Source organism: Polaromonas sp. CG_9.5 (assembly GCF_035984465.1).
In the GTDB taxonomy this organism is placed as follows: domain Bacteria; phylum Pseudomonadota; class Gammaproteobacteria; order Burkholderiales; family Burkholderiaceae_C; genus Polaromonas.
On record NZ_JAXCHR010000002.1, the window covers coordinates 122,952 to 135,554 of the forward strand.

The following is a 12,603-nucleotide window of genomic DNA, read 5'->3' on the forward strand; positions in this document are numbered from 1 at the left end:
GCGTGAACATTGACCTGCAGCGCTTCATCGACCGCTGGGCCGGCATTCCGCTGTGCGCGGCGGTTTCGGCAGTCGATGCGGTCATGCGCCGCTTGCGTCCGGCAGAGGCCAGCGACAAAGTGCCGCGCGCCATCGTCGTGATTTTGCTGTCCGAAATGGGCAGCCTAGTGCTGGCGAATGACATGTTCGCGCGGCTGAAAGCGCGCTACCCCGACGCACCGCTGCACGCGCTGCTGTTTCGCAAAAACCGTGAAATCCTCGACCTGATGCAGGTCATGGATCCGGCCAACGTGCACACGGTCGATGACCGCTCCTTGACTTCGCTGCTGTCCAGCCTAGCGAAAGCGATTGGCGAATTGCGACGTGCGAATGTCGATGTGGCGATTGACTGCGAACTGTTCTCGCGCATCAGCAGCCTGCTGTCGTATGCCAGCGGCGCGGCGGTGCGGGTGGGGTTTCACCGGCACACGCAAGAAGGCCTGTACCGGGGTTCGCACATCAACCGGCCCGTGCCTTACAACCCGTATCACCACATCAGCGCGCAGTTTTTGACGCTGGCGCGGGCCATTGATTCGACCGCCGTGCCCAAGTCGAAACTGGCCGTCGTGGCCAGCCCCAAGCCGCCGCCGCATGTGCAGCTTGACGGCGCGCTGATCCAGGGCATTCAAACCCGGCTGGTGCAGGATTTCCCGGCCATCGCCGGCAAGCCGCTGGTGCTGGTCTACCCCGGCGGCGGCATCTTGCCGATTCGTGCCTGGCCGCTGGCGTCGTACACCGCGCTGTGCGAAGGTCTGGTCGCCGACGGCTGCGCCGTGGCGGTGATTGGCCTGAAGGACGACCAGGCGCTGGCCCGGCAACTGGTGGCCAATGTGCAGGCGGCGTTCCCGCAAAGCCCGGTGATTGACCTGACGGGCTACACGCGCTCGATTTCCGAACTGCTGGCGCTGTTCCATGTGGCGCGGCTGCTGGTCACCAACGACGGCGGCCCCGGCCAGTTCGCCGCGCTGACGCCCATCTGGACGCTGATGCTGTTTGGCCCCGAAACGCCGGGCCTGTACGCGCCGCTCACGCCCAAATGCCACTCGTTTTACAGCCAGTGGCCGTGCTCGCCCTGCCTGACGGCTTACAACCACCGCACCTCATATTGCGATGGCGACAACCAGTGTCTGAAGGTCATCGCACCTGCCGACGTGCTGGCCAAGGCGCGTGAATGCCTGGCCGCGCCCTGAACACAGCCGCCTGATGTCAACCCTCCGAAATTTTGCCGAGGCCTTGATCAGCCTGCTACCGCCGCGCTTTCAGTCCATGCTGCGCTGGCGCTTCATCAAGTTCGGCCTGGTCGGCGCCAGTGGCACGGTCATCAACATCGTTGTGCTCTACCTGGCGCAAGAGCATCTGCTGAAAAACATTGCCGACTTCCATACGCGGCTGAATTATTCGATTGCACTGGCCATCACCCTGGCGACGATCAGCAATTTCTATTGGAACCGCCGCCTGACGTGGCGCGACCGCACGCGCAGCGCGCCCCAGCCGGCGCTGCGGCTGTTTGCCAAGTATGTGATGGCGGCCGCGCTGTCCATCGTCATCCAGTCGCTGCTGACCAAATGGCTGGCGCTGTACCTGCATTACCTCTTTGCCAACGTGATTGCCATCGTGCTGTCCAGCGTGGTGAATTTTGTTGCCAATGACAAGCTGACCTTTCGCCGCAAGCGCGAGAAAATTCCGGCTGACGGCAACCCGAACCCCGGCGCACCGCCGCCCGCCCATGCCCATGACAAGCCCTGAAAAACCGCCCGCTTCCCGTATTCCCTTTCACCTCGTCTGGGTCGGCCTGGCAATTGCCGTAGCGCTGGCCTATTTGTTTGGCCTGGGCGGCGACCATATTCCGCGCAACGGCGACGAGCTGGTGTATGCCAACATCGCCCGCCTGACCGCCGCCAGCGGCCACTGGCTGCCGCTGCTCAGCGCCTGGGACTTCATGCGCAACACCAAGCCGCCGCTGCTGTTCTGGCAGGCCATCGTGGCCGGCGGCTGGGGCGAGCACTGGACGCTGCTCAACCTGCGCCTGCCCAGCCTGTTCTACACCTGGGGCATTACCCTGATGGTCGGGCTGCTGACGTGGAAGACGGTTCGCGACTCCACCGAAACGCCCTTCACCGACGCCACTACGCCAGCGCAGCGCAGCCGCCACGCCATCACGCTGGGGGCCATTGCGGCGCTGGTTTACCTGTCTTTTTTCACCACCTACCGCTATGGCCGGCCTTTCCTGACCAGCGCGGCTGAAACCTTCTGGCTGTTCGGTGTATTTTTCGCCATCGCCTGGTCGCCGGCCCAACTGCTGGCGTCACGCTGGAAGTTCCCGCTGATCGCCGGCGTGGCGCTGGGTATCGGCTGCCTGTACAAATCATTCGTGATGGTGGTGCCGGTCGGTTTTGGACTGGTGCTGTGCTACCAGACCGTGGGCGCGCACAGGGCACCGTGGAAGCTTTTCCGGCCCGGCATCGTGTCTGACGGCGTCAAGGTCGCCGTCATCTGCGCACTGGGTCTGGCGATTTTTGGCCTGTGGTTTGCCCTCGACCCGCAGCCGGGCGAAGTCTGGCGCGAGTTTGTCGTTGGCGAGAACGCCGGCAAGATGAACTCATCCAAAGGCTACTTCAAGAGCGCTTTTGGCGGCGGCGGGATTGTGGTGATCCTGACCGGCTACTTTTCCAATGCGCTGTTCCTGCTGCCGCTGTCCATCGGCTGCTTTGTGGCCGCCTGGCGTGGCTATCGGCAGCGCCGGGGCACGGCGCAAACCATTAGCGATGCCGAAAAAATCATGTGGCTGTGGTTGCTGGCGCTGGCGCTGGTGTTTATGCTGCCGACCCAGCGCTCAACGCGCTATTTGATTCCGGCCATGCCGGCGCTGGCGGTGCTGATGGCGCTGTACTGGCACCGCATTGGCCGCATCTGGTTCAGCCTGACGCTGGCGGTCTGCATGATCGGTGTGCTGTCGATGGGCCTTATTGGCTACGGCGCAGTGCGGGCAACGCAAGACCCGTGGATTTTGTCGCCGCTGTTCTGGGTGTTCGTGGCGGCCTCAGCCCTGGCCTGCCTGGCTGGCATCTTCAAGAAAAGCTGGACTCGTCCGGTGGCCGCGCTGGCCGGTTTCAGCGTGCTGCTGGCGCTGGCGTGGGTGACGAATCCCTTCAATGGCGAACTGGGACGCTTCAAGCCTGAAACCAACGCGCTGCTTCAAGGCCAGACGGTGCAGGTGCCAAGCAACTTCAACGGCCACTTCGAGCGCTATACCTTCATCATTCCGGGCGCAAAAATCGTCGATTATTTTGCCGCCCAGCCGGTCGATTTTGCCGATGTCGAAGGCCTGTTCAAGACCAGCCGCTATGTGCTGGTGCAGCGGCGCATCGGGCAAAAACCGTGCACCGCCTGCCGCATCATTGACGAGCGCTGGGACTTGCGTTCGCGCCAGGACGAAAACGACGGCTTCATGGCCGCCCTGAAAACGCCTGAAACCTACTGGTACGCCAAGGAATACCTGGTCGAGCCGCTGGCCCCCTGACAGGGTTTGCTGCTCAACACCGCAGGCCGGGCCTCTCCGTTTTTTAACAAGGAACTGAACCCATGCACTACCGCCGTCTCGGAAAAAGCAACCTGAAGGTGTCCGCCCTGTGCCTGGGCACCATGATGTTTGGCAAGCAAACCCCGTCGGCAGAAGCGGCCAATATCGTGGCGTCGGCCAAGGCGCACGGGCTCAATTTCATCGACACGGCCGACGTCTACAACCACGGCCAGTCCGAGCGCGATGTCGGCGAGCTGCTCAAGGGCCAGCGCCATGACTGGGTGCTGGCCAGCAAGCTGGGCAATCCGGTCAGCGATGCGCCGAACGAAAGCCACTATTCGCGCCGCTGGCTGATTCAGCAGACCGACGCCATTTTGGAGCGGCTGCAAACCGACTTTCTCGACATTCTTTACCTGCACCGCGACTACGCCGGCGAAAACCTGGAAGAAGCCGTGCAGGCGCTCGGCGACCTGATCCGTGCGGGCAAGATTCGCAGCTTCGGCCTGTCCAACTTTCGCGGCTGGCGTATCGCCGAAGTGGTGCGTTTGTGCGAAAAAGCCGGCGTGCCGCCGCCCGTGGTTTGCCAGCCGTATTACAACTTGCTCAACCGCGAGCCGGAAATTGAAATCCTGCCGGCTTGCGGCCACTATGGCCTGGGCGTGGTCCCGTACAGTCCGCTGGCGCGTGGCGTACTGACCGGCAAATATCCACCCGGCCAGCCGCCCGCCGAAGGCACCCGGGCCGGCAGCGGCGACAAGCGCATTCTGGAAACCGAATTCCGGGAAGAGTCGCTGGTAATTGCACAGCAGATCAAGGCGCGTTGCGAAGACAAAGGCTGGGTGCCCGGACAGTTTGCCGCCGCCTGGGTGCTGGCCAATCCGCTGGTCAGCGCGGTCATCGTCGGGCCGCGCACGCTCTCGCATCTGGAAGACGTGTATGGCGCGCTGGATTTGGTGCTGGATGCCGAGGACGAAACCTTCATCAACAGCCTGGTGGTGCCCGGCCATTCGTCCACACCGGGTTTCAACGACCCGAGCTATCCGTTTTTTGGCCGCCCGGTCTGAGCCGGCTTTCAAAACAGAACCTCGCAAGGCCCGCCTGATGTGTTCGCCGCAGCAGGATTGACCCCGGAGCGATGGTGTGAGCGGGCTGGTTTTCAACGCTGAGCTCACTATCAAATAAATAGCGCTTTGCGCCCGCCCCCATTGCGCAAGGGGCCTGTTTCATCAACAAACAGGCATCAGCCCTGCTTCTGGAACAGCACCAGCCGGGTCTCGGCCTTCAGGTTGGCCTTGTGCGACACCAGCGTCACTTCGTAGCGCGCGCCCGGCAACGGGAGCTGCGGCGCGATGCTAAAGGAGAAGTCGCCATTGGCGTCGGCCTGGACTTTTTCTGTCAGCACATCCTGGGTCACACCGAACAGGCCCGCCAGCGCCGCCACGGCGGTGACCTGCACGTCCACCACTGCGCCCGGCGCTGTCCGGCCACGCACCAGCGTTGTGCGGCCGTCAACCACGGCGTTGTTGGCATGGCTGGTCACCTGCAGCGGCACCGTCGTTGGTGCGGCGCCCACGGGAATCACCACATCAAAACCCCAGGTCTTGCGCACGGCATTGCCGGCCAGGTCACGGGCGCTGACATCGACGGTATAGCGGCCGGTCTGCATCACCGCCCGGTAAGTAAAAAACTGCGCCGTGATTTCACTGTCGGCCGTCACATTTCGACCCGACAGCAAGATGCGCACGCTCTTCGGGTCAACGCCCACGCCGCCCGCATCGTCAAAGGTTCCCGAGACTGAAATGGCGGTGCGGTCCACGATGGCCTCGCCATCGCGCGGCGAGATATTGCGGATGACCGGCGGCTTGGCATCTGCCGTCAGCGGCTGGCTCAAGGTTGTCTTGACGGACCGGTCGCCGACCCGCAGCGTGGCTACGGCGGGCCGCGACGGCGTCAGGTTGTCGAGCCGGCGCAGCGTGTAGGCGCCTTCGTAAACACCGGGGCGTACTTCCCGCATCGGCACATGCTCCACAACGCCGGGAATGTCGAATTCAGCCGTGCCGCCGGGCATGCCGTTCAGCGAAAACCGCAACTCGGCGCCCGGTTCGATCCTGTCAATCGGCGCTACCGTGAAGCGCTCGATCTTCAACGCAGGCGCCGGCGGCACGGGCGCACCGGCCTGCGCGTTGGCCATGCCGGCGGGGAAGCTGTAATTGGACGCAACTGTGCGGTTACGCACCTTGAGCGTGGCGCGAATCGGGTTGGTCGGCGAGATCCGGTCCTGGCGCCGGATGGTGTAGCGGCCGGTGTATTCGCCGCGTTCTGTTTCCTTCAGCACGATGTTGCGTGGAACGCCGGGAATGCGGAGCTGGGCTTGCCCTCTGGGCGTGCCTTCGACCGTGAATTCCAGTTCGGCACCGGCTCTCAGGCCGTCGTCGGACGTCACCTGGAGCGACCGCAGTTCGGCCGCAGGCTGTGCCATGACCGTGCCGGGCAGGACCAGCATGGCCGATGCAACAGGCATAAGGATGAAGAGTGCAGCCACCTGGTTGCGCAAATAGGCTTTCATGATGGGAACCTTTGTAAATTAGATATCCCAATGTAAGTCTGCTTTATGCAGCCGCTGTAGGTCGTTGGGGCCGCGCCGGGTAGGCGCCAAACGGCAATGGCTGAGGCGCGCCGTTCCCGGTGCGGTAGCGCACTCGCGCGGCCGGCGCAAACCTGCTGGCAAGCCTCAAGGGTCAGGCCGGGGCGGCGACGGTCTCGGGCAGCAGCCTGCGCCGCTCCCCCGTTGCGCCGCAGGCATGGCAGAACTTGGCAAACGCGCTTTTGCGGGTCGTGCAAACGGTGCAGTGGTCAAACAGGCCAATGCCGCAATGCGGGCAAAAGTCGATTTCCGGGTTTTTCAAATCGACCGGGCGTTCGCAGCCGGGGCACACGCCCTTGGACAGCCGCGTCAGCGCGGTGTCGTAGCTCAGCTCTTCGCGGCGCTGCGCGTCGGGCATTTGTTCGGCGATTTTTTGCTTTTCCAGGTAGCGGTTCAGCGCCAGAATCGCCTGCCTGCCGACCAGGGCGGTGACCACGATGCCGACGATATAGCGCACATAGCCGCCGTAGCTTGGCAGGTACGGCACCAGTTCGACGAAAAAGGCGAACAGCGCAAAGAAAATGAAGCCCCAGACAAACGGCCAGTAAGTGCTTTTGCGCTTCTTGGCAAACAACCATCCGGCCACCACCAACAGGGGCAGCGTCAGCGCCAGCCGGTACAAAAACACCCGCAGTTCGACGCGGCGGTATTCGGCATCGAGCAATTGCTGCGCAGATTGCTCCATTTCAGCCAGCTTGCGCCGTTCGCGCTGGGTGCTTTGGCGCGCATCGAGGGCGGCTTGCTGCTGCGCTTCAATCGCCACGCCGGCGGCGCGTTCCTTGGCTTTCAGGCCGTCCAGTGCGCGGGTGCGTGCGACCAGTTCCGGGTCTTGCTCTGACAGTTGCGTGGCGCGGCGGGTGGCCAGCCAATTGGTGAAGGTCTCGCGGGCGGCAGCGGAATCGGATTGGGCGGCGCTGCGCTTGAGCTGCGCTTGTTCCAGCGCCGCATCGGCGTCTTCCTCGGCGCGTTCGGTGGTTTTGATGCTGATGCGCAGTGCCTCGGCAGCAGCGTTGTCCATGAAATCTTCGACCGTCTGCTGCTTTTCCACCTGCGGCAAGTCGCCGACCAGCGTGCCGCCCAGACCAATCAAAAAGCTGGCGAACACCAGCGCCACCCCCCACAGGCCGCGCTGCATCCATTTTTCAGTCAATCGCAAACTTTTGCTCATGGGGAACTCCGTGTGTGGCCAAAAATAAATCCAGCCCTGTCATTTCGAGAAAAATAGGATCAAACAGGCCGCTTGCGCAGGTCACGCTTGCGCAAGCAGCTATTGATTCAATAGCGCATTCAAACACACAATGGCGCGTCACCGCACCTGCTGCTGTATCAAAACCTGCATCCTGCCGTCAGCGCAAGCAGGCGGCGACGCGGCCATCCTTCACGGCCCGACGCTTTCAATTTCATAATCCACTCCTTGAACCGAACCCGACCCACGCCACGCCATGCCCGAACCCAAACCCGATGCCCGACGCGCCTACGCCAGCGCGCCCGTCAACCAGCGTACCGCGCCCAGGCAAGCGGACAAGCCGGTGCCGGTGCATGCGTCGCTCAAGGCACGGGCGCAAAAAGCCCGGCAGCGCCAGTTGCTCGGCCCGTCGGTCAGCGACCTGCTGGCGCGCGGCACCTCTGGCGTCGCGCCGGCGCAGGCCAAGCTCCACCCGGGCGTGATTGCCGCCACGGTGTGCAGCGTAGCCGCCGCCTGCGCGCTGATTTTGCTGCGCTCCGGCACCGGACTGGCCTTGGCGACCGCGCTGGCGGCGTTGGGCGGCGCTGGCTGGCTGTGGCAGCACCGCAGCCAGCGTGCCGCCCACGAAACGATGCTGCCATCCGCCGGCCCGTCGCCGTTCGAGCCCGAAGCGCTGCGCCGCATTGACGACGCCTTTGATGCCACCGCCGCCGCCGTGCCCGAGTCGGCGCTGGCGGCGCTGGTGTCGCTCAAGGCGGCTGCCGTGCAAGTGGCGCTGGCGCTCGATGGTGCGCCGCTCGATGGCGAGTTCACGCTGGACGACCGGCTGTACGTGATCGAATCCCTGCGACGCTACATTCCCGACACGCTCAGCGCCTACCTGCAGGTGCCCGCAGCGCAGCGCACGCTGCCGGGGGCTGGCGAAACCCCGTCGGCTAACGACCTGCTGCAAAGCCAGCTGGCGCTGCTGCAGTCGGGGCTGGAACAGCGCGCACAGCGCTTGAGCGCCAGCGCGGTCGAAGCGATGCGGCGTCAGCAGCGTTTTTTGCAAGCCAAGGCAACGCGCCGCTAAATTCGGGTTCAACGCCTGCTCAGACTGGCCGCGTCTCAATGGCGGTTTCGCTGCTGCGCGCCATCAGGTCGGCCTCGTAACGGTCGCGGATCATCTTGGCCAGCGTGAAGGTGCTGCTGATCAAGAACAGCCAGGACACCACCACATAGCCCTTTTGCCAGTCGCCGATGCTCATGCGCCACAGGCCCCAGCCCGTCAGGCACACCGCCGCCGCAAAGGCAATCCAGACGGTGATGATCCAGCCGTTGGTGTCGACCCGCCCGTCGCGGTTGTCGCGCACCGTCTTGGCGGCTGCAAACGAGGCGAACAGGCAAAAGAAAAACCCGATGGCCAGAAAAGCCCGGTCCAGCTCCTGACTGGGCAGCTGCATCACGCCGCCGCCACTGGCAAGCACGGCCAGAATGAACGAAGCCCAGACCTGCATGCGCCAGCCGCTGGTGTCGCGCTGCATTACGTAGTGAGTTGCCATTTTCAAAGTCTCCTTGTGTTAAAAAAATACCCGCTCACAAAGCCACTGGCCCGCTGAGGCTGTGCCGCGTCACTTCGCGCGCTTTTTGCTGGCGCACCCGGTCGATGTACTGGTCAGCCCGCGCCAATTGCGCTTGCAAGATGGTGTTGTTCTGCCCCATCACCTCGACCATCTTGCTGCGAAACGTGTCCATCGCGTCCATCGCCTTGAAGGTCTGGTCAAACATTTCCTTCATTTTCTCGATACCGATCAGCGGGTTGCTGGCGAACTGGGTGGTTTTCTCGACATGCGTGTTGAGCTGGCGGCCCGTCTCGGCAATCAGGTTTTCAATCGTGCTGTTCACGCCGGTCAGCATCTCCATCACCTTGACCTGGTTGCCGGTGGCGCGTGCCACGGTTTGCGCCACGGCCAGCGCGCTCATGCCGGTGGTGGCCACGCGTGAGCAGCCGTTCATCATCTCGCGGCCGGTTTTTTTCAGCACATCGAGCGCCAGGTAGCCGTTGGTGCAGACCGATTGCTGCGTCAGGATGTCCAGCAGATTCTGGCGCACATAAAACAGCACTTCCTGCTCCAGCGCCCGGGCGCGCTCGGGGTCGGTGGCCTTGAGCCCTTCGACGCGCGTGGCCAGTTGGCGATCCAGGCTTTGGGCAAACAGCGCCGCCGCCGCCGCCAGCTTTTGCATGCCGTCCCACATTTTTCCGCGCGTCGCTTCAATCTCGACCCCATCGCGCTGCATGTCGTCTCTGGCGGCGTACAGCTTTTGCATGCTTTTTTGCATCTGCTCGCCGGCATTTTGAAACTTGCGAAAGTAGCCCTGCAGCCGGTTGCCAAACGGAATGATGCCGAGCAGCTTTTGCGGCTGCAGCAAGTCGCCGTCCTTGCCGGGGTTGAGCGCGTCCAGATGGCCGCGCATTTCCTGCACCGCCTTGAAGGCCGAACTGTCTTCCAGACCCACAAAATTGCGCTGCATGAACCGCCCCTGCATCAAGCTGGCAGCCAGCGAGATTTCTTCGCGGCCCAGCGCAAAAGCACTGTCCAGCTTGGCCTTGAAGGCATCGCCTTGCAGGTCTTCGGACAGCAGGCCGTCCATGAAACGCTGCACCTGGTCTTCGACGGCGGCTTGGGTGGCGGCCGGCAGCGGCACCGCCGTGCGGGCCACATCGTCACTGAGCGGGCGCAGCACTTCGGGCGGCGTCAGCGCAAAGCTGTCAGGCGGCGTCAGCGTCGTGCGGCTTGTGTCATTGGTCGGTGCGGACATGGCGGCTCCTGGGAAGGGTGGATGAATGATACGAGTTGTAATCAAGTCAAGTGAATGCAGGCGTCAGGCACGAATCGGCAGGCTGGCTTTCGCCAAAGCGCTGACAAATGGGGCTGTAGACGGTAATTGAGTGCCAAACAGGCCGCTGGCGCACGTTCTGCCTGCGCAGTCAGCTATCAAAAAATGAGTAGTCAAGGTTTTCAAGATTTTTCTCCGTGGCAACGTTTCGGCTGAAACTGATCCGAATGTGCCCCAGTGGCGCAGAAACCTGGCCCGATAAGGCTGGAGTTTCATGGAAAGCCGCTAAAAGTACCGAAAAACGATACCCTCAAGCCTTCATCAGCGCTTCCACGCGCGTCTGCAATACCGCAGGGCTGACCTCGGCGCTCGACAGGGCGGTGCCAGCGTTCAGCCCCACGCGGCTGAACATGCCGCGCCGGAAAGGCCGCACCATCGCCACGTTCTTGCCATCGACGCGTTCAACCCGGCTGAAGAACGAGCCCCACAAATTGGTCAGCGCCATCGGAATCACCGGCACTTGCAGGCCGTCGCGCTGCGCGTTGTCGAGGATTTTCATGATGCCGCCCTTGAAGGTCTGGACTTCGCCGTTCTGGGTGATACCGCCCTCAGGGAAAATAGCCAGCAAATCGCCATCGCGCAACACTTGGGCGGCGGCTTCAAAAGCCGCTTCGTAGGCCGCCGGGTCTTCGGCGCGCGGTGCCACCGGAATCGCCTTGGCGAGCCGGAACAGCCAGCCCAGCACCGGCATCTTGAAAATCCGGTGATCCATCAAAAAGTAAATGGGCCGCGAGCTGGCCGCCATCAGCAGCACCGGGTCAATGAAGCTGACGTGGTTGCAGGTCAGCACCGCCGCGCCCTGCGCCGGAATGTTCTCGTCGCCCGTGACCCTGAAGCGGTAAATGCAGCGCGACAGCATCAGCGCCACGAAGCGCAGCAAATACTCGGGCACCAGCATGAAGATATAAAACGCCACCACCGCATTGGCCAGCCCGACCAGCAGGAAAATCTGCGGAATGCTGAACTCGGCTTTCAGCAGCGCGCCAGCCAGGATGGCGCTGACGATCATGAACAGCGCATTCAAAATGTTGTTGGCGGCAATGATGCGGGCGCGGTGCGTGGGCTGGCTACGCAGCTGGATCAAGGCATACATCGGCACGCTGTACAAACCGGCAAACAGGCTGAGCAGCGCCAGGTCAATCATCACGCGCCAGTGCGCCGGCTGGGCCATGAAAACACCCACGCTCATGAGGTCAGCCGGCGGCAAGCCGCGCGCGGCAAAGTACAAGTCCACCGCAAACACGCTCATGCCAATCGCGCCCAGCGGCACCAGGCCAATCTCGACATGGCGCCGGCTCAGCACCTCGCACAGCAGCGAGCCGGTGGCAATGCCGATGGAAAACACCACCAGCAGCAACGAAGCGACATGCTCGTCGCCATGGAGCACTTCCTTGGCAAAGCTCGGGAACTGGCTCAAAAACACCGCACCAAAAAACCACATCCAGCTGATGCCCAGCATGGAGCGAAACACCACGATGTTGCCGTGCGCCAGTTTCAGGTTGCGCCAGGTTTCCGTGACCGGGTTCCAGTTGATTTGCAAGTCCGGGTCGGTCGCCGGTGCTTGCGGAATGAACTGCGCTACAGCCCGGCCCACCAGTGCCAGCGCCACGCACGCCAGCGCGACGTAATGCGGCCCCACAGCGGGCACGGCGACCATCAGGCCGCCGACGATGTTGCCCAGCAAGATGGCGACAAACGTGCCCATCTCGACCATGCCGTTGCCGCCGGTCAACTCACGCTCGCTTAGCGCCTGCGGCAAATAAGCAAACTTGACCGGGCCGAACAGCGTTGAATGCAGCCCCATCAAAAACGTGCAGCCCAGCAACACCGGCACCTGGACATTGATGTTGCCGCTGGTAAAGCCCACGGCGGCAATCAGCATGATCACCACTTCGAGGTTCTTGACGAAGCGGATCATCCGGGTTTTTTCAAACTTGTCGGTGAGCTGCCCGCTGGTGGCTGAAAACAGCAGAAAGGGCAGGATAAACAGCGCGCCAATCACCAGTCCGGCCAGCGAAGGCGGCAGCCAGCTGACGCTGAGCTGGTAGGTGACCATCACGGTGAAGGCGAACTTGAACAGGTTGTCGTTCGCCGCACCGGCAAACTGCGTCCAGAAAAAAGGCGCAAAGCGGCGCTGCCCGAGCAGGGCGAACTGGTTGGGATGCGCAGACGCGGGCGGCGGGGACATCTCAACGCTCATTTAGGGCTCCTGGGGGGTGTTAGCGGCGCGCGGGGACAGGGCGGCGGGCGCGGGCTTTCAAAGCTGATGCGGATTCTGCCCTGAATTTTCGGCCGCTCTGGCGCTGCCCCGCACAGTCGCGCCATTTCAAACGCCGG

General features: G+C 62.9%; 10 protein-coding genes. 5 read left to right on the top strand and 5 right to left on the bottom strand.

The window, feature by feature from the left end:
* Nucleotides 1-2 precede the first annotated feature (2 nt).
* From RCH06_RS02070 to RCH06_RS02085, 4 genes are all read left to right on the top strand, one after another.
* Nucleotides 3-1,229, top strand: coding sequence for a glycosyltransferase family 9 protein (locus RCH06_RS02070; RefSeq protein WP_327079773.1), 1,227 nt, complete (start codon nucleotides 3-5; stop codon nucleotides 1,227-1,229).
* Nucleotides 1,230-1,242: 13 nt separating this feature from the next.
* Nucleotides 1,243-1,785 carry a GtrA family protein gene (locus tag RCH06_RS02075; RefSeq protein WP_327079774.1) on the top strand — a complete coding sequence of 181 codons (543 nt, stop codon included), beginning with the start codon at nucleotides 1,243-1,245 and terminating at the stop codon, nucleotides 1,783-1,785.
* Nucleotides 1,766-3,559, top strand: a complete 1,794-nt coding sequence (locus tag RCH06_RS02080; protein ID WP_327079775.1) for an ArnT family glycosyltransferase — start codon at nucleotides 1,766-1,768, stop codon at nucleotides 3,557-3,559. Before RCH06_RS02075 ends, RCH06_RS02080 begins: the two co-directional genes overlap by 20 nt.
* Nucleotides 3,560-3,621: 62 nt before the next feature.
* The gene (locus RCH06_RS02085; protein WP_327079776.1) at nucleotides 3,622-4,623 is read left to right on the top strand and encodes an aldo/keto reductase; all 1,002 of its coding nucleotides are present in this window, start codon (nucleotides 3,622-3,624) and stop codon (nucleotides 4,621-4,623) included.
* A 176-nt stretch (nucleotides 4,624-4,799) separates the two neighbouring features.
* On the opposite strand, the gene RCH06_RS02090 is transcribed toward RCH06_RS02085, so the two are convergent.
* Nucleotides 4,800-6,125, bottom strand: a complete 1,326-nt coding sequence (locus RCH06_RS02090; protein WP_327079777.1) for a hypothetical protein — start codon at nucleotides 6,123-6,125, stop codon at nucleotides 4,800-4,802.
* 172 nt (nucleotides 6,126-6,297) lie between these two features.
* On the bottom strand, nucleotides 6,298-7,371 hold the full coding sequence (locus tag RCH06_RS02095; protein WP_327079778.1) for a zinc ribbon domain-containing protein: 1,074 nt from the start codon (nucleotides 7,369-7,371) through the stop codon (nucleotides 6,298-6,300).
* 274 nt (nucleotides 7,372-7,645) lie between these two features.
* Between RCH06_RS02095 and RCH06_RS02100 the strand changes: the two genes are divergently transcribed.
* Complete coding sequence (locus RCH06_RS02100; RefSeq protein WP_327079779.1) at nucleotides 7,646-8,461, top strand: hypothetical protein; 816 nt, start codon at nucleotides 7,646-7,648, stop codon at nucleotides 8,459-8,461.
* A 19-nt stretch (nucleotides 8,462-8,480) separates the two neighbouring features.
* Here the strand turns inward: RCH06_RS02100 and RCH06_RS02105 are convergent, their stop codons facing one another.
* The 3 genes from RCH06_RS02105 to RCH06_RS02115 all read right to left on the bottom strand — a co-directional run bounded on the left by RCH06_RS02105 (nucleotide 8,481) and on the right by RCH06_RS02115 (nucleotide 12,466).
* Nucleotides 8,481-8,930: a YiaA/YiaB family inner membrane protein gene (locus RCH06_RS02105; protein ID WP_327079780.1), complete on the bottom strand. Its 450-nt coding sequence runs from the start codon at nucleotides 8,928-8,930 to the stop codon at nucleotides 8,481-8,483.
* A gap of 34 nt (nucleotides 8,931-8,964) precedes the next feature.
* Entirely contained in the window at nucleotides 8,965-10,188 is a 1,224-nt protein-coding gene (locus tag RCH06_RS02110) for a toxic anion resistance protein (protein ID WP_327079781.1), read from the bottom strand.
* Between the two features lie 328 nt (nucleotides 10,189-10,516).
* Nucleotides 10,517-12,466 carry an MFS transporter gene (locus tag RCH06_RS02115; RefSeq protein ID WP_327079782.1) on the bottom strand — a complete coding sequence of 650 codons (1,950 nt, stop codon included), beginning with the start codon at nucleotides 12,464-12,466 and terminating at the stop codon, nucleotides 10,517-10,519.
* Nucleotides 12,467-12,603: the final 137 nt, after the last annotated feature.